Annotated in this window: 14 protein-coding genes, 1 rRNA gene and 1 pseudogene; 12 read left to right on the forward strand and 4 right to left on the reverse strand. The window is 75.3% G+C overall.

The window, feature by feature from the left end; translation table 11 throughout:
• The 11 genes from rrf to CFP66_RS45715 all read left to right on the forward strand — a co-directional run.
• Positions 1 to 105, forward strand: a 5S ribosomal RNA gene (gene rrf, locus CFP66_RS45660); the annotation flags it as partial.
• 1684 nt (positions 106 to 1789) lie between these two features.
• The gene (locus tag CFP66_RS45670; RefSeq protein ID WP_198962138.1) at positions 1790 to 2977 is read left to right on the forward strand and encodes a hypothetical protein; all 1188 of its coding nucleotides are present in this window, start codon (positions 1790 to 1792) and stop codon (positions 2975 to 2977) included.
• Positions 2974 to 4092: an HAD-IIA family hydrolase gene (locus CFP66_RS45675; RefSeq protein WP_094931768.1), complete on the forward strand. Its 1119-nt coding sequence runs from the start codon at positions 2974 to 2976 to the stop codon at positions 4090 to 4092. Before CFP66_RS45670 ends, CFP66_RS45675 begins: the two co-directional genes overlap by 4 nt.
• Positions 4089 to 4271, forward strand: coding sequence for a hypothetical protein (locus CFP66_RS45680; RefSeq protein ID WP_094931769.1), 183 nt, complete (start codon positions 4089 to 4091; stop codon positions 4269 to 4271). The genes CFP66_RS45675 and CFP66_RS45680 overlap by 4 nt, the downstream gene beginning before the upstream one ends.
• Positions 4272 to 4276: 5 nt before the next feature.
• Complete coding sequence (locus tag CFP66_RS45685; protein WP_094931805.1) at positions 4277 to 5068, forward strand: TlyA family RNA methyltransferase; 792 nt, start codon at positions 4277 to 4279, stop codon at positions 5066 to 5068.
• Entirely contained in the window at positions 5065 to 5982 is a 918-nt protein-coding gene (locus CFP66_RS45690; protein ID WP_094931770.1) for an NAD kinase, read from the forward strand. The genes CFP66_RS45685 and CFP66_RS45690 overlap by 4 nt, the downstream gene beginning before the upstream one ends.
• Before the next feature lie 73 nt (positions 5983 to 6055).
• Entirely contained in the window at positions 6056 to 7888 is a 1833-nt protein-coding gene (gene recN, locus CFP66_RS45695; protein WP_094931807.1) for a DNA repair protein RecN, read from the forward strand.
• Between the two features lie 140 nt (positions 7889 to 8028).
• Positions 8029 to 9213: a putative cytokinetic ring protein SteA gene (steA, locus tag CFP66_RS45700; RefSeq protein ID WP_094931772.1), complete on the forward strand. Its 1185-nt coding sequence runs from the start codon at positions 8029 to 8031 to the stop codon at positions 9211 to 9213.
• Positions 9210 to 10160: a copper transporter gene (locus tag CFP66_RS45705; RefSeq protein WP_094931774.1), complete on the forward strand. Its 951-nt coding sequence runs from the start codon at positions 9210 to 9212 to the stop codon at positions 10158 to 10160. Before steA ends, CFP66_RS45705 begins: the two co-directional genes overlap by 4 nt.
• 71 nt (positions 10161 to 10231) lie before the next feature.
• A complete protein-coding gene (locus tag CFP66_RS45710) occupies positions 10232 to 11947 on the forward strand; it encodes a CTP synthase (RefSeq protein ID WP_094931775.1) in 1716 nt (571 codons plus the stop codon).
• Entirely contained in the window at positions 11944 to 12570 is a 627-nt protein-coding gene (locus CFP66_RS45715) for an NUDIX hydrolase (protein WP_094931777.1), read from the forward strand. Before CFP66_RS45710 ends, CFP66_RS45715 begins: the two co-directional genes overlap by 4 nt.
• Positions 12571 to 12576: 6 nt before the next feature.
• Here the strand turns inward: CFP66_RS45715 and CFP66_RS45720 are convergent, their stop codons facing one another.
• From CFP66_RS45720 to CFP66_RS45735, 4 genes are all read right to left on the reverse strand, one after another.
• Positions 12577 to 13092: a DUF1707 domain-containing protein gene (locus tag CFP66_RS45720; RefSeq protein ID WP_094931779.1), complete on the reverse strand. Its 516-nt coding sequence runs from the start codon at positions 13090 to 13092 to the stop codon at positions 12577 to 12579.
• Positions 13093 to 13126: 34 nt separating this feature from the next.
• On the reverse strand, positions 13127 to 14605 hold the full coding sequence (locus tag CFP66_RS45725) for a CdaR family transcriptional regulator (protein ID WP_233160282.1): 1479 nt from the start codon (positions 14603 to 14605) through the stop codon (positions 13127 to 13129).
• A complete protein-coding gene (locus CFP66_RS45730; protein ID WP_094931811.1) occupies positions 14602 to 15675 on the reverse strand; it encodes a DUF917 domain-containing protein in 1074 nt (357 codons plus the stop codon). The genes CFP66_RS45725 and CFP66_RS45730 overlap by 4 nt, the downstream gene beginning before the upstream one ends.
• Positions 15676 to 15967: 292 nt before the next feature.
• On the reverse strand, positions 15968 to 17188 hold the full coding sequence (locus CFP66_RS45735; protein WP_094931781.1) for a glycosyltransferase: 1221 nt from the start codon (positions 17186 to 17188) through the stop codon (positions 15968 to 15970).
• A 225-nt stretch (positions 17189 to 17413) separates the two neighbouring features.
• Between CFP66_RS45735 and CFP66_RS45740 the strand changes: the two are divergent.
• Positions 17414 to 17524, forward strand: a pseudogene (locus CFP66_RS45740) (DUF397 domain-containing protein); the annotation flags it as partial.
• Positions 17525 to 17536: the final 12 nt, after the last annotated feature.

Consider the following 17536-nt stretch of genomic DNA (forward strand, 5'->3'; position numbering starts at 1 on the left):
GGCGGAGGGGGTACGCCCGGTCCCATCCCGAACCCGGAAGCTAAGCCCTCCAGCGCCGATGGTACTGCACTCGTTAGGGTGTGGGAGAGTAGGTCGCCGCCGACATTCAACGTTCAGTGGGCCCCCGCCAGCAGGCGGGGGCCCACTTTTGTATCATCTACTGGTGAGTATCGCGGATGGTTCCGGCGATGACCGTTCGCGACGAGATGATCGCGACGGCCGCCGTGGAAACGATGATCGACGAGGCCGCTCCGGCGGCGATGCACCGCGGAGCGGCCGCCGAGGCGAGGAGCGGGGCCGCAACCCCCGCGCCGGTGAGGCGCGATCCGGCTCCGGCTGGAACGCCGACCGCAGCGCGGGCCGTGGCGAGAGCGGGTTCCGGCGGGGCGGCGCGCAGCGGCCGGACCGCGGGTCGGACCGATCGGCACGCGGGCCGGTGCGTGGCGGGGGTCGGCACGGCGAGCAGGCGGCGCCGGGCGGCTCCCGTGGAGCCGGCGGCCCGCGGTACGGCGGGCGTCGCGAGGAAGGCTCCGGCAGCGGCTGGGCGGGCCGTGGTGGGTCGAGGGATCGCGACAACCGATCGTCCGAGGACCGGGGCGGCAGCCGCCCGGCGCGGTTCGAGCGCGGCGGGGATCGGGATCGGCCCTACCGTGGTGACCGACCGGAGCGTGGAGCTCGGCCGGATCGGGATCGGCCCTACCGTGGCGACCGATCCGAGCGTGGCGACCGCCCGGATCGGGACCGGCCATATCGTGGTGATCGACCTGATCGTGACCGGCCGTCCCGAGGGGACCGGCCCTACCGTGGCGACCGACCGGAGCGTGGAGCTCGGCCGGATCGGGATCGGCCCTACCGTGGCGACCGGCCCGAGTGGCAGGAGCGTGGCCGCCCGGAGCGTGGCGGTTCGGGTCGTGCCGGTTCCGACCGTTCTGGTTCCGACCGTGGCGGCTGGGATCGCGGCGGGCGAGGGGACCGGCCGGACCGCGGCAGTCGTCCCGCCTGGCAGGAGCGTGGCGGGGAGCGCGGACGCTCCGAGCGGTCCGATGCTCCGGCGCGACCGGCGAGCGGTGGAGATCGAGACCGGTTCGACCGTGGGCGAGCGGAGCGGCCGGGTCGTTCCGACAACGCGGAGCGGGGCGACCGGGCACCGCGAGGCGGCGGATGGGACCGCCAGGGCGACGGGGGCCGTAGGGAGAGGGACGACCGCGGCGGTGACCGGGCACGGTTCGACCGGCGAGAGGGTGGCAAGCCCGCGGAGCGCCGGGGGACGGGCACGAGCGGTACCCGACCCGACCGGTCGCAGCGGGACGAGCGCGGCCCCCGAGCCGGCGCCGACGACCGTCGGTTCACCCAGCGGCCGCCGCAGCGGGACGAGCCGCGGGTGGAGCGGCCCCGTCGCGACGACGCGGGCTCCGGCCGCGGTGAGCGGGTGGAACGGCGCCCGGATCCCCGGCGTCAGGAGGATTCCCGTCGTAGCGAGGGTGCCGGAGCCGGCAGCGGTCGGCGCGACGACCGGGGCCCGCAGGGCGGCGGCGATCGTCGGCAGGACCGCGTTGCGGGTGAGGGCGTAGAGCGCGCAGAACGGCAGGGGTTCCGGTCGTCCGACCGGCCCGAGCGGAGCGGGTCCCGGGACGAGCGCGATGCCCGGCGTCCGAGCGCGCGCGGTGCAGGCGAGCGCGGTGACGACCGCCGGTCCGCCGGCGCGGGTCGGGGCGTCGACCGCCCTCAGCGGGAAAGGCCGTCCGGCGGGCGCGAGCGTGCCCCGCGCGGGGCCGATGCACCTGTCCGCGTGCCCGAGCCCGCGCTTCCCGAGGAGATCCTTGCGGCGGGGCTGGACGCCGAGGTGCGGCGGGATCTGCGGGGCCTGCAGCGCGACACGGCCGAGAGCGTGGCGCGGCACCTCGTCGCGGCGGGCAGCCTGGTGGACGAGGACGCCCAGCTGGCGCTCGCGCACGCCCGGTTCGCACGGAGCAGGGCGTCCCGCATCGCCATCGTGCGAGAAGCGGCGGGCATCACCGCCTACCACGCAGGGGAATGGACCGAGGCTCTCGGCGAGTTGCGTGCCGCGCGTCGCATGGGCGGTGGCCCGGGGCATCTCGCGGTCATGGCCGACATCGAACGCGCGCTCGGCCGGCCCGAGCGCGCCCTCGAGCTCAGCCGTGGGCCCGAGGTGCGTGACCTGGACCGGGCGGAGGCCATCGAGCTCGCCATCGTCGCCGCCGGGGCGCGGCGCGATCTCGGCGAGCTGGACGCCGCCGTCGTCAGCCTGCAGATCCCGGAGCTCGACGCGGCACGACGCGACCCGTGGAGCGCGCGCCTGTTCTACGCCTACGCGGACAACCTCGCTGCCGCCGGCCGGGAGGCGGACGCGCTGCAGTGGTTCGTCCACACGGTCGACGCGGACGCGGACGGGGAGACCGATGCCGATCGCCGGATCGCGGACCTGACCGGAGAGCCGCTGTCCGAGGACGACGTCACCTTCGGCATCGAGGAGGAGCCGTCCGGGGCGGACGACACGGCGGCGGACGACACAGCGGCGACCGCGTCGGAAGCCGATTCGGTTCGTGACGACACGTCCGAGGCCTCGGCGAGCGATGTGCGGGACGGGGGCGGGTCGAGCGATGACCGCGAGCGCCCGACCGACGATGCGACGCCGTCCGGAGCCGAACCGGCGTCAGCGGCGGGTGCGAACGCCGATCCGGTCGACGCCGGCGAGGACGCGGGCTCGGCCCACGCCGATCCGGCGGACCCCGATGACCCGGCGGACCCCGACGACCCGACTGATGTGAGTGCGGCTGACGCAGGCCCCGGTGTCGATGTCGATTCGGCCGACGTCGATTCGGCCGATGCGGGGCACGCGGATGCGGTCGCTGCGCCCGAGGCGGTGACGGACCCGACGACGGCCCCGACGACCAGCGCGAAGGACCAGCCTCCCGGCGACGTCTCCGTCGACGACGCCGAGGGTCCGGGCCGGTGAGCGACCTGCTCGCGCGCCACGACGTGCTGCTCGCGGACCTGGACGGCACGCTCTACCGCGGTCCGGCGGTCGTGCCGGGCGCCGTGGAGGCGGTGCGGGGTGCGGTGCAGCGGGGCGTGCGCACGGTGTACGTCACCAACAACGCCTCGCGCCGTCCGGCCGCGGTGGCCGAGCACCTCGAGGAGCTGGGGTTCCCTGCCGGCCCCGAGGACGTGGTGGCGAGCTCGCAGGCCGCGGCGGCGCTGCTGGCCGAGCAGCTGCCTGCCGGGGCGCGCGTGCTCGTCGTCGGCACCGAGGCGCTTGTGGCGGAGGTGACGGCGCAGGGCCTGCAGGTGACCGCGCGGGCGGAGGACGCCGACGCGGTCGTGCAGGGCCACAACCCGGACACCGGGTGGCGCCAACTCGCAGAGGCGACCGTCGCGGTGCGCGGCGGGGCGCTCTGGGTCGCGTGCAACGTCGACCCGACGCTGCCGACCGAGCGCGGCCCGATGCCCGGCAACGGTGCGATGGTCGGCGTGGTGCGACTGGCCACGGGGCGCGAACCGCAGGTCGCGGGCAAGCCGGGGCCGGCGTTGCTGCGCGAGGCGGCGCGCCGCACGGGGGCACAGCGTCCGCTGATGGTCGGTGACCGCCTGGACACCGACATCGAGGGTGGTCGCGCCGCCGGCATGCCCACGCTGCTGGTGCTCACCGGCGTCTCGGACGCCGCGGAGCTGCTGGCCGCGCCACCCGCGCTGCGGCCCGACTACGTGGGTGCCGACCTGGAATCGCTCACCGCGCCCGCGGACGGCCTCGCGCCGGGCCCGCGACCGGGGTGGGACGTGCGCGCGGAGGGGTCCGGCGTCCTGGTGCTGTCCGGGGACGGGAGCGACGCGGTCGACGCGCTGCGGGCGCTCTGCGCGGCGCACTGGGCCGCGGGGGGCGGGCCCGCGCAGGTCGCGGCGGACGGGCCGGCGGCCCGGGACGCGCTGCGCCGGCTCGGCCTCGACGCGCCGGGCGCAGGCTCGGCTACCGTGGCGAGCAGCGGTCCGGCCCCAGGCAGCAGCCCGATGCCCGACACCAGCGACACCAGCGACGACGGCACCAGCGACGACACGGCGGGAGCGCACCGATGACCGTCCCCACCCCGGGGCCCCCGCCCCGCCCGGCGGACCCCCTCGTGGCCGTCGACCGGGCCGTGGCCGGGCTCGACGGGCTGGCCGATCGTCCGCTCGGCGAGCACGTCGAGGTGTTCGAGCGGGTCCACGCGGCGCTCGGCGACGCGCTGGCGGCCGGGTCGTCGGGCGGCGCGTGAGCGCGGTGACCATCCGCGCCCGCCTCGACGCCGAGCTCGTCCGCCGCGGCCTCGCCCGCTCCCGGCAACAGGCCGCGGAGCTGATCGAGCAGGGCCGCGTGATCGTTCGCGGGGTGCCGGCGGGGAAGCCGGCCACGGTCGTCGACCGCGGCACATCCGTCGTCGTGCAGCGCGGCGACGAGCGGGACTGGGCGTCGCGGGGTGCCCACAAGCTCATCGGCGCGCTCGACGCGTTCGCCGTCGACGTCGCCGGCCTGCGTTGCCTCGACGCCGGAGCCTCCACCGGCGGGTTCACCGACGTGCTCCTGGACCGCGGGGCCGCCGAGGTCGTCGCCGTCGACGTCGGGTACGGGCAGCTGGTGTGGCGGCTGCAGAGCGACGAGCGGGTGCACGTGCACGACCGCACGAACGTCCGCGCGCTCGCTCCTGAGGCGATCGGCGGGCCGGTCGGCCTGACGGTCGCGGACCTGTCGTTCATCTCGCTGCGCACCGTGCTGCCCGCGCTCGTCGCCTGCACCGCCGACGGCGGGGAGCTGCTGCCGATGGTCAAGCCGCAGTTCGAGGTCGGCAAGGAGCGGCTCGGGGCGGGTGGTGTGGTCCGCAGCCCGGAGCTGCGCACCGCGGCGCTCACCGAGGTGGCGGCCGCAGCGCGCGCGCTGGGGCTGGTGCTGCGGGGCGCCGTGGCCAGTCCGCTGCCGGGGCCGTCGGGCAACGTCGAGTACTTCCTCCGGCTCGCGCGCTCCGGATCCGACACCGGGGACGCCGTGCTCGCCGCCGCCGTCGAGGAGGGCCCGTGAGGGAGATCCTGGTCGTCCTGCACTCGGGGCGGGAGACCAACCGGCGCACCGCGGCCACGGTGGCGCACCGGCTCGCCTCGTCGGGCGTGCGGTTGCGGGTGTTGGGTGACGAGTGGGCCGAGGTGCGCAACGGCGACCTGCCCGCCGAGATGACCCCTCGCGTCGTCGACGGCAGACCGGGGTGCGCCGAGGGCGCGGAGATGGTGCTCGTCCTCGGCGGGGACGGCACGCTGCTGCGGGCCGCGGAGATGGCCCGCCCGGTCGGGGTGCCTCTGCTGGGGGTGAACCTGGGCCGCGTCGGGTTCCTCGCCGAGGCGGAGCAGGAGTCGCTGGACACGGCGTTGGACGCGATCATCGACGGTGGGTGCGCCGTCGAGGAACGGATGACGCTCGACGCCGTGGCGCGCGTCGACGGCGAGGTGCTCGCGCGCACGTGGGCCCTCAACGAGGCCACCGTGGAGAAGAGCAGCCGGGAACGCATCCTCGAGGTCGTGCTCGAGGTGGACGGCCGGCCGGTCTCGGCGTTCGGGTGCGACGGCGTGCTGTGCGCCACGCCCACCGGCTCCACCGCCTACGCGTTCTCCGCGGGCGGCCCGCTGGTGTGGCCGCAGGTCGAGGCGCTCCTGCTGGTGCCGAGCAACGCGCACGCGCTGTTCGCCCGGCCGATGGTGATCGGTCCGGACAGCGAGGTGGCGATCGAGGTCGACCCGGACGGTCCGCCCGCCGTGCTCGACTGCGACGGGCGCCGCACCGTCGTCCTGCCGCCCGGCGCGCGCGTCGAGCTGGCGCGCGGCGCCACCCCGGTGCGGATGGTGCGCCTGGACGGTCAGCCGTTCGCCGACCGGCTCGTCCGCAAGTTCGACCTCCCGGTGCGCGGGTGGCGTGGCGCGGCGCGGACGTCCGGTTCCCGCTGACGACGCGCGGCTGAGCGGGGGCGCGGGGCGGGCGTCGGATCCGCTGTCGGGACGGCGCCGTACGCTGCGGCCCATGCTGGCCGAGATGCGGATCCAGGGCCTCGGCGTGATCGACGACGCGACTCTGGAGCTCGACGCGGGCCTCACCGTGCTCACCGGCGAGACCGGGGCGGGCAAGACGATGGTGGTCACCGGCCTCTCGCTCCTGGGCGGGGGCCGCGCCGAGGCCTCCCGGGTGGCCGACGGCGCCCGGCGCGCGGTCGTCGAGGGGCGCTTCCACGCCGACGCCGCGGCGCTCGCCGTCGCCGACGAGGTGGGGGCCGACGCCGACGAGGACGGCACGCTCATCGCCATCCGCACCGTCTCCGCCGACGGGCGTTCCCGCGCCCACCTCGGTGGCCGGTCGGTGCCGGTCGGGGTGCTGTCCCGGCTGGCCGAGGCCACCCTCGCCGTGCACGGGCAGAACGACCAGCTGCGGCTGCTGCGCCCCGCCGAGCAGCGCGCGCTGCTGGATCGCTTCGCCGGCGACGCCGTCGCCGTGCCGCTGCAGCGCTACCGGGCCGTACGCGCCGAGTGGCAGCGGGTGGCCACCGAGCTCGTCGAGCGTCGCGACGGCGCGCGCAGGCTCGCGCAGGAGGCCGACATGCTGCGTCACGGCCTCGCCGAGATCGCCACGGTCGATCCGCAGCCGGGGGAGGACGTCGAGCTGGTCGACCTCGCGCGCCGGCTCGCCGCGGCCGACGACCTGCGCGAGGCCGCCGTCGCGGCGCAGGGTGCCCTCGTCGGGGCCGACGAGGTCGATCCCGACGCCCCCGCCGCGCTCGCCCTGATCGGCGACGCCCGGCACCGGCTCAGCGGCTCCGAGGATCCGGAGCTGGCCGCTCTCGACGCGCGGCTCGGGGAGGCGCTCGCCCTGCTCGGCGACGTCGGCACGGAGCTCACCGGCTACCTCGACCGCCTCGACGCCGACCCGGCCCGGCTCGCGCAGGTACTCGCCCGGCAGGCCGAGCTGAAGGCGCTCACCCGCAAGTACGCCGCCGACATCGACGGCGTGCGGGAATGGGCCGACGCCGCCCGCGAACGGCTGGACGGCCTCGACACCTCCGACGAGGCGCTCGCCGCTCTGGCCGCCCGCCGCGACGCGCTGGCCGGCGAGCTGGCCGAGCACGCCGCCGCCGTCACCGCGGCGCGCACCGAGGCCGCGGCGCGGCTCGCCGAGGGCGCCACCGCGGAGCTGGCCGGGCTCGCGATGCCCGACGCGCGGCTGCACGTGTCGGTCGTCCCGCGCGAGGCGGGGCCGGATGCGCCCGACGCGCTGCGGGTGGGCCGGGCGTCGCTGGTGGCGGGCACCGACGGCGTCGACGAGGTCGAGCTGCGGCTCGTCGCGCACGCCGGCGCCGGGCCGCAGCCGCTGCACAAGGGTGCCTCCGGCGGTGAGCTGTCGCGCGTGATGCTCGCCCTCGAGGTGGCGCTCGCCGGGGCCGACCCGGTGCCCACGATGGTGTTCGACGAGGTCGACGCCGGGGTCGGTGGCCGGGCGGCGGTGGAGATCGGGCGCAGGCTGGCCCGGCTCGCGGCGCGCCACCAGGTGATCGTGGTGACCCACCTGCCGCAGGTGGCCGCCTACGCCGACCGGCACCTGGTCGTCGACAAGTCCGCGCGCGGGCAGAACGGGGCGGGGACGGATGGGCGGGTGCGCAGCATCGTGCGCACGCTGCCCGAGTCCGAGCGCATCGTCGAGCTCGCCCGGATGCTCGCCGGGCTCGACGACACCGATACCGGACGCGCCCACGCGGAGGAGCTGCTGAACGCGGCCCGCGCGCACCGGGAGGCCGACCGCGCCGCGGCCGCCCGCCCGGAGCGCACCGCCCGCAGGAGGAAGCAGGCAGCGCCCCAGCCCAGCTGACCCGCACCTTGGAGCCGTACTGCTGCCCAGAGCGCCGGAAACAGCAGTGTGGCTCCGAGGTGCGGGAGCACGGGTGAACCCACCGTGACGGTCCGGCGTGCCTTCCTCGGATCCTGCCGATCGGATGTCACAGTGCGTGCATGAAGCTGTCCGGCCTGTTGCATCGCTCGCGCACGGAGCTGCCCGGGCTGTCCGGCGTCGCCCGGGTCGACCGGCGCACCGACAGCCTGCTCCGCCGGCTCAAGCCGGGGGAGATCGCGGTGATCGACCACGTCGATCTCGACCGCACCACCGCCGACGCGCTCGTCGCGGCGAAGGTGGCGGGTGTCGTGAACGCGGCGCCGTCGATCTCGGGGCGGTTCCCCAACCTCGGCCCCGAGGTGCTCGTCGGCGCCGGGATCGCGCTGGTGGACGGCGTCGGTCCCGAGGCGTTGCGGGAGATCAAGGACGGCAGCCGCATCCGCCTCCACGAGGGCGTGGTGTACGCGGGCGAGCTGCGCCTCGCCGAGGGCGTCGAGCAGGACGCCGACTCGGTGGCCGACGCGATGGTGGAGGCGAAGTCGGGCCTCACTCACCAGCTGGAGGCGTTCGCGGCCAACACCATCGAGTTCATGCGCCGCGAGCGGTCGATGCTGCTCGACGGGGCGGGCGTGCCCGACGTCGAGGTCGAGCTGGCCGGCCGGCAGGTGCTCGTGGTGGCGGCCGGCTACGACCACGCCGCCGAGCTGGCGCGGCTCGCGCACTTCATCCGCGAGTACCGGCCGGTGCTGGTCGGGGTCGGGGCGGGCGCGGACGCGCTGTTGCAGGCGGGCCACCGGCCCCAGCTGATCGTCGGCGACCCCAACGAGATCTCGAGCGAGGCGCTGACCAGCGGCGCGGACGTGGTCGTGCCGGCCTTCGCCGACGGTCACGCGCCCGGCCTGGCCCGGGTGCAGGACCTCGGGACCGGCGCCGTGACGTTCCCCAGCTCGGCCAACCCGGAGGACCTGGCGCTGCTGATCGCCGCGCACAACGGCGCCTCGCTGGTCGTCACGGTGGGATTGTCGGCGAGCATGGCGGAGTTCCTCGACCGCGGGCGCTCGGGCAGCATCGCCTCCACGTTCCTCACCCGGCTGCAGCTGGGCGGGCTGCTGGTCGACGGGCAGGTGATCGCCTCGCTTTACCGCAGCCGCATCTCGATCGGCGCCATCCTGCTGATGGTGGGCGCCGCGCTGGTGGCGGTGGTGGCGGCCCTGCTGGTGTCGGACGCGGGCGAAGCGGTGCTCACGTGGCTCACCCAGACCTGGCTCGGGCTCGTCGAGCAGATCCGGAGCTGGTTCGCGTGATCTCGATGCGCTACCACGCGATCTCGATCGCGGCGGTGTTCCTGGCGCTCGCCGTCGGCGTGGTCCTCGGCTCGGCGGGGGTGTCGGACCGGTTGCTGTCGGCCGTCTCCACGCAGGCCGACGACCTGGAGGGCCAGGTGCAGACCCTGCGCGCCGAACGCGACGACCTGGCCGCCGCGCAGCGGGCGTCCGACGAGTTCGCGCAGCGGGTCGGCCCGGCCGCGGTGCGCGGGCAGTTGCAGGACCGCACCGTCACGCTGGTGACCTCGGGCGCCGACGCCGCGGACCGCGAGGCGGTGCTGCAGCTGCTGGCGCAGGCCGGTGCGACCGCGACCGGTGAGGTGGCGCTGACCCCGGCCGTCGGCGATCCCGCACGGGCCGACCAGCTGCGCGAGCTGACCTCGCAGCTGCTGCCCACCGGAGCGCAGCTGCCTGCGGCCTCGGACACCGGAAGCCTGCTCGGCGGGCTGCTCGGCGGTGTGCTGCTGACCCCGGGCGGGGAGCAGCCGGGCCAGCAGACCACAACTGCGCCGATCAACACCGAGCAGGCCGACGCGGTACTGGCGGGCCTCGCCGCCGCGGGCTTCGTCGGCCCGGGGCCGCGCCCGCAGCCCGGTGACGCCGTGCTCGTGCTCACCGGTGGCGCGCTGGAGGGCATCGACGGGGGCGACGCCGCCGCGGTGCTCGCGCGGTTCGCCGGGCAGCTCGACCGGGCGGGCGGCGGGGCCGTCCTCGCCGGACGCGCCGGGTCGGCGGAGGCCACCGGCGCCGTCGGCGTCGCGCGGGCCGAACCGGACATCGTCGAGCGCGTGTCCACCGTGGACGACGTGCACACCGGCGCGGGACGGGTGTCGGCGGTGCTGGCCGTGCGCGAGCAGCTCGACGGGCGCGCGGGCCGCTACGGCACGGCGTCGAGCGCGTCCGACGGGTCGGCCCCCGCCGCCTGATCCGGGGAACCCGCCCGCGACACGCGGGCCCGGCGATCGCCCGGACAGTCTCTGGCGTACTCTGGAGTCCCGTGCAGCCTCGCGCGACGCGTCATCTGTTCGTCACCGGCGGGGTCGCGTCCTCGCTGGGTAAAGGCCTGACGGCTTCGAGCCTCGGCCAACTCCTCACCTCCCGTGGTCTGCGGGTCATCATGCAGAAGCTGGATCCGTACCTGAACGTGGATCCCGGCACGATGAACCCGTTCCAGCACGGCGAGGTGTTCGTCACCGAGGACGGAGCGGAGACCGACCTCGACATCGGCCACTACGAGCGGTTCCTCGACCGGAACCTGCACGGCCGCGCCAACGTCACCACCGGCCAGGTCTACTCGTCGGTGATCGCGAAGGAGCGGCGCGGGGAGTACCTCGGCGACACCGTCCAGGTCATCCCGCACATCACCAACGAGATCAAGGACCGCATCCACGCGATGGCGCTGCCGGACGAGGACGGCATCGTCCCGGACGTCGTGATCACCGAGGTGGGCGGCACGGTCGGCGACATCGAGTCGCTGCCGTTCCTGGAGGCGGTGCGCCAGGTCCGCCACGACGTGGGCCGCGACAACTGCTTCTTCCTGCACGTCTCGCTGGTCCCCTACCTCGCGCCGTCGGGGGAGCTGAAGACCAAGCCGACGCAGCACTCCGTGGCCGCGCTGCGCAACATCGGCATCCAGCCCGACGGGCTGGTGCTGCGCGCCGACCGGGAGATCCCGGAGGGCATGAAGCGCAAGATCAGCCTCATGTGCGACGTCGACACCGACGGCGTCATCGCCACCCCGGACGCCCCCTCGATCTACGACATCCCGCGGGTCCTGCACCGGGAGGGCCTCGACGCCTACGTCGTGCGGCGCCTTGGCCTGCCGTTCCGCGACGTCGACTGGACCATCTGGGGCGACCTCCTCGACCGCGTGCACCACGCGGAGGAGACGGCGCGGATCGCGCTCGTCGGGAAGTACGTCGACCTGCCCGACGCCTACCTCTCGGTCACCGAGGCGCTGCGGGCGGGCGGGTTCGCCCACCGCGCGCGGGTCGAGATCGTGTGGGTGCAGTCGGACGAGTGCCGCACGCCCGCCGGTGCCGCTGCGGCGCTCGAGGGCATGGACGGCGTCCTGATCCCCGGTGGGTTCGGCGTGCGCGGCATCGAGGGCAAGCTCGGCGCCATCCGGCACGCCCGCACGCGCGGCGTGCCGATCCTCGGGTTGTGCCTCGGCCTGCAGTGCATGGTGATCGAGGCGGCGCGGTCGCTCTCGGGGTTGGCGGATGCGAACTCGTCGGAGTTCGACGAGCGCACCCCGCACCCGGTGATCTCGACGATGGCCGATCAGCGCGACGTCGTGGCGGGCGAGCGGGACATGGGCGGCACCATGCGCCTGGGCGCCTACCCGGCGAAGCTGGGGGAGGGCACCGTTGTCGCGCAGGCCTACGGCGCGCGTGAGGTGTCCGAGCGCCACCGCCACCGCTACGAGGTCAACAACGCCTACCGGGAGCGGCTGGAGGAGGCGGGGCTCGTGTTCGGCGGCACCTCGCCGGACGGCAAGCTCGTCGAGTTCGTGGAGCTGCCCGTCGACACGCACCCGTTCTTCGTGGGCACGCAGGCACACCCCGAGCTGAAGAGCCGCCCCACGCGCCCGCACCCGCTGTTCAGCGCGTTCGTGAAGGCTGCACTGGGCTACCGGGCCGCTGACCGGCTGCCGGTCGAGCTGCCCGCCCGGGAGCGGGCCGCCGCGGGCGTGAACGGGGCGGCGACGTGACCGCGCCCCGGCACGAGTTCACGGTGCAGGCGAGCAAGGACGTGTACACCGGGCGCGTGATGGCCCTGCGCGCCGACGAGGTGCTGATGCCGGGCGGGCGCGCCGCGGTGCGGGAGATCGTGGAGCACCCCGGTGCGGTCGCGATCGCCGCGCTGGACGCCGACGACCGGCTGATGATGATCCACCAGTACCGCCACGCCGTCGGCCGGCGGCTCTGGGAGCTGCCGGCGGGCCTGCTCGACGTCCGCGGTGAGGACCCGCTCGCCACCGCGCAGCGGGAGCTGGCCGAGGAGACGGGGCTGGCCGCATCGGAGTGGGCCGCGCTGGTGGACGTGGCGCCCTCGCCCGGCTTCTCCGACGAGGCGGTGCGCGTCTACCTGGCGCGCGGCGTCACCGAGGTGGGGCGCCCGGAGCAGAAGGACGACGAGGAGGCCGACCTGGCCACCCGCTGGGTGTCACTGTCTGTGGCGGTGCGGATGGTGCTCGCGGGCACGATCGTCAACGCCACCACGGTGGCCGGCGTGCTCGCCGCGCACGCACTGGCCGGGGCGCCTGCGGCCGCTCGGGAGGCGCACGCGCCGTGGCCGGACCGGCCCACCCGGTTCGCCGAGCGCAAGGCCTGACGCGCGTCAGGGGCGCAGCGGGCGCCCGTGCCGATCGGTCGGCTCCCCGGTCAGCATCACGATGCCGTCGATGAACGCCCAGACCATGCCGACGCCGAGGGGTGCCAGCAGCAGCTGCATGACGCCGATGGCCGTGTGCCCGGAGTAGAGCCGGCCCGCGCCGAAGAACGGAAGGAACAGCTGCAGCAGCCCGGCGGCGACCTTCGAGCGGTCGGAGTAGGGCCGCCCGGTGACGGGATCCAGGCCCCAGGCGGCGTCCGGGCCGGCGGCCATCGGCGCCACGGGCCACTGCGTCGCCGGTGCCTGCGCGACGAGCGCGGTGGCGGCGTCCTGCGCCCGCGGCAGGTCGGCGAACAGCGGGGCGAGGTCGTCGGTGGTGCGCGCGGCGTAGGCCGCGGACATGCGCTCCTCGTACTCCTGCGGCTCGAGCCGGCCTTCGGAGAAGTGCTCGCCGAGCTCGCGCACGGCGGCTTCGCGCTCGTCGTGGCCGATGCGGATCCCGTGCGTCTCGGGCGTGCTCACGACATCGACGGTACCCGCGTCGGCGGATGTCGGCTCAGGTGTGGAACAGGACGCTGCGGCAGGCCAGGTGCAGGGCGAGGCGCTCGTCGGGCTCGGTGAGCACCACACCGAGCAGCTCCTGGGCCCGCGCGACCCGTGCCGCGACCGTGTTGCGGTGCACGCCCAGCACGGCCGCGGTCTCGGTGAGCGAGGACTCCGCGTCGAGGTAGGCGGTGAGCGTGCGGAGCAGGTCGCCGGGCTGGTCGCGCAACGGCTCGAGCATGGAGCGCGCGGCCGGGAGGAAGGTGTCGGTGCGGGTCCAGGCGAGCAGGAGCTGGCCGAGCCCGAGTCGGTCGACGTGGACGAAGCAGCCACTGGCCGAGCGGGTGGCGGCCAGCCGGGCGGCGTCGCCCGCCTCGCCGAGCGTGCGCGCCAGCCCGCCCGCGCCGCGCTGTAGGCGGCCCACGCCCATCGCGCTCGGGAGGGTCGAGCGCAGCAGCGACTGCGCCCGGTGCGCCGCCGTCGCGTGCCGGTTCAGCTCGTCCGCTCCCGGCTCCTGCGCGAACGTCGACCACGCGCCCCACCCCGACCCCTGCTCCACGACGACCGCGCGCAGGTGGGCGGCGTCGAAGGCGCGCAGCACCTCGGGGCGCATCGTGACCGGGTCGACGCTGCCCGGCACGTCGATCCGGATGCCGGCGTGCCAACCCTCCAACTGCCAGCCCGCGTCCAGGGCGCGCCGGCGGGTGCCGGCGCCGGGTTCGGCCGCCGCGGCCACGAGCTCCGCGAGCAGCGACATCCGCAGCCGGGCGTCGCGTTCGACGGCCAGGCGCACGTCGGCCATCCGCTGCCCGACGGTGCCGGCGGCCACGCCGAGCGCCGCGAGGACGGCAGCCCGCTCGGCCGCTGCCCCGCGGGGCAGCTCGGCCACGAGTGCGCTCGGTCGTGGCCGCTCCGTGCCGACCGGTCGGCTCAGCACCTCACCGCCGCTCCCCGGTCCCGGCCCGGTGCCCGCCACTACGCCACCCGACCCGTCGAGCAGCCACACCGGCCGGCGCCACGTCCTGGCCAGCTCCGCCACCAGCTCGTCGACGCCACCGCCGACCGCCGCGCACGCGACCGCCGTGCGCGCCACCAGGTCGGCGACCACCTGCTCGGGCTCGTGCAGCAGGCGGGTGGCCGCGAGCGCCGCGCCGAGCGGGTCCGGGGCGCCCAGCACCGTGACGCCGACCCGGGCGGCGAGCAGGCGGCTCGCCGCCCGCAGCGGGTCGGTGCCGGGCAGCAGGACGGCGGCGACGCCGGCGGCGGCCGCGCGACGCAGCAGCGCGTCGAGGTGCCAGTCGTCCCGGTTCCCGGACAGGGCGACCGCGAGCAGCGCACCGCGCACCGCGGGTGCGTCCGCGCGCAGGTCCGCCACGGTGTGCACCTCGCGGACCGGGTCGGGCTCGCTGCCGCCCGTGCGCGTCGCCAGCACGGTCACGGCTGCCCAGTCCGGGTGTGAGAGCAGTGCGTCCACGGTCAACGGTGCGCTCACGGGAGATCTCCGACCGGGTCGGGGAGCAGCACCGCGTGGCAGTCGATCCCGAACGCCCGCGGGTCCACCCGGCGCAGCCGCTCCGGGCTCGCGCGCCACCACGGCGGACCGGGCAGCACGATCGCGACGACGTCGTCGCCGAGCCGCAGGCCGTCCACCGCGATCGGTGCCGCCGTGCGGCGGTCGAGCAGGCACAGCAGGTCCGGACAGCTGGCGACGGGCTCGCCGTCGAGGATCGCCAGCAGGTACTCGTTCTCCGCCTCGACGCGCAGGACGGCGCCCCCGTCGTCGAGGATCGCCACTCCGGCCCGCCCGAACGACGCCGACGGGTGGCGTGCGATCTCCACCGTGCGCCCGGTGGCGAGCACCCGCCCGCCGAGCGCCGCCGCCACCTCTTCCGGCTCCGGCCGGACCAGCCCCTCGTGCGCGCGGCCGAGCCGAAGCGCGCGGGCGAGCGTGCCGGTGCAGGCGTCCGTGGCGGCCAGGCTCGCGGGCACCGGACCCAGCGCGCACGCCGCCCAACCACCGCCGTGGGCGACGGCCGTACGCGCGACCCGCTCGAGCGCGCCCGGGGCGACGTCGTCCACCAGCACCGTCTGCCCGCTCGGCTCGGCCATCGCGAACGGGGGGAGCGGGCGGTCCGCGACCGCGAAGCTGAGTTGGTCGACGCGGGTGAGCGCGCGGCCCATGAGGTCGGCGTCCACGAGGGGGAGTCCCAGCTCGGCGGCGCCGGCCACGGCGATCGCGCCGTTCAGCCCGGCCGCTTCGAAGGACATGAGGGCGGTGGGCTCGACGCCGGTCCACCGGGCCAGCGCGCCGACCGCGCCGGCGATCTCCTGGCCGCTCGGCAGCTTCTCGGTCAGCACGCGGGTGGCCCCGATCATGCCGATGGCCACCACCGGCGCCTCGGCGAGCGCGGCCGGGTCGTGCAGCACCAGTTCCGTGCCGGCGAGGGTGCGGCGCAGCACGTGCCGGAAGGCGTGGGCATCACCGCCGCCGCCGGAGCCGAGCAGCGTGAGCCCGACGACGAGCGCGTCGACGTCGTCGACGGTGAGCCGCCCTGTCGTCATCGGGAGATGGTCCCAGAACACCGAGTGACTCGGCAGGACCTCACTCAAAGATCGCGAGATAACCCCGGCGCGACTCGTTCTGATGGTCGAGATCGAAGTTGTTCTCGGGCTTATCCGAAGCCCCACCGTCATCGGTCGGTCTCCTCAACGTCCGGATCCCTTTCCGCCCCGTGTCCGCTGGTGGGATCACTGGAATCTCGAAAAGAAAACTTTTCAAGATCGATCTGCATCGGGCGGTCCAGTGCTCCAGCCGTAGATCGTTACGTCCGTCGGTGCGTGAGGCTGAGAACCGCTACCCGCACGCGCCTTGGAGCTGAGTGATGAGCGAGAGCACGACTGAGGGGCCGTCGTCGGCGCCGACCCGGCGAGCGAGTTCGGTGGCACGGTTGCGAGAGGTCGATCGGTCGAGGCAGGACCGCAGTCCCTGGGTCAGGGTGTCGGCGGTCAGCTCGTGGAGTGGCAGTGGGGGTGGCGCAACCCCGAGGCGGTGCAGCCTGTCCGCCCAGAACGGCTGGTCGAGCAGGACGGGAACCGGGACCGCTGGTACTCCGGCGCGCAGCCCGGCCGCGGTGGTGCCGGCTCCGGCATGGTGGACCACGGCAGCCATCCGGGGAAACAGCCAGTTGTGTGGCACGTCATCGACAATCAGGATGTCATCACCCGCGGGTCCGAGTTCGGCCCAACCGGACTGGACCACGGCGCGCACGCCGGCCCGTGTGACGGCGGCCGTGACGACGTCATGTATCCGCTCGTGGTTCACGGTCATGCTGCCGAACCCGACGAACACCGGTGGCGGACCGGCCCCGAGGAAGTCGGCCAGCAGGTCCGGGGGCTGCCATCCCGGTGGCGTGGCCGGCCACCAGTATCCGGTCACGTGCACCGTGGCGGGCCAGTCGGCGGGTCGGGGGACCACAGCAGGGCTGAAGCCGTGGCAGATCGGCCAGTCGTCCGGTGGGGCCGTCGTCTCCGTGGTGGTGGGGAGGTCGAGGCGGGCGCGCAGCCGCCGCAGGACGTCGGCGTAGAGGAAGTCGGTCCGGGCGAGCTGCTCACGGCTCGCGGCGATGTTGTCGGCGGGCGTGGGATGCCCGGCGACGGGCCAGCCGGGTGGCGGGAACTCGCGGGTGGGGACCCCTGGCACGAGATAGACGCCAAGGCTGGGGATGCCGAACGCGTCGGCGACGAGCCTGCTCAGTGGGGCCGGGCCGAACGCCGTGAGCAGCACGTCCGTGCCGGTGGCGACGGCGGCAGTGACACCCTCGCCCAGCTCGTCGAGGAACGTGGCGAAGACCGATCGCGCCGCCTCCGGGGTAGGGGCGGCCGTGCGTGCGCGGACCAGCTCGACCGGATCGCCGGGAAGGGGCCGATATTCCAGCCCGCAGTCGCGCACGAGATCGGCGAACCGGGCCTGTGCAGCCAGAGCTACCTGGTGGCCTGCCTGCTGCAGTCGCCGGCCCAGGCCCGTGAACGGCGCGACATCGCCGCGCGAACCCGCCGTCACGATCAGAATCCGCATCCAGTCACTCCGGTCGTACCGCCGCGCATCTCGGTATCTGCCCCACCGTTGACCGGAACCGACGCCGGTGGTCGGCTGCTCGACACCGCCCCCGCGTCTCTTGGCCAGGTTACGTGTCGCCCAGCAGTCGCGACTCGCCGGGAACGATCCGTTGGAGCTTGACGAGGCGATGACGCCTGAGGACACAGCGTCGCTCCTCGGTGAGCTGACCGAGGAAGGTTCCTCATGATCGGCGAGTACAGCCCCCGTCGTTGGCGGACAAGCTCCTACAGCCGAGCCAGCGGCAACTGCGTGGAGGTCGCCGCGCTCCCGGACGGCCGGGCGGCTGTTCGTGACTCCAAGAACCGC

Origin of the sequence: Pseudonocardia sp. MH-G8 (assembly GCF_002262885.1) — a bacterium.
GTDB lineage: Bacteria > Actinomycetota > Actinomycetes > Mycobacteriales > Pseudonocardiaceae > Pseudonocardia.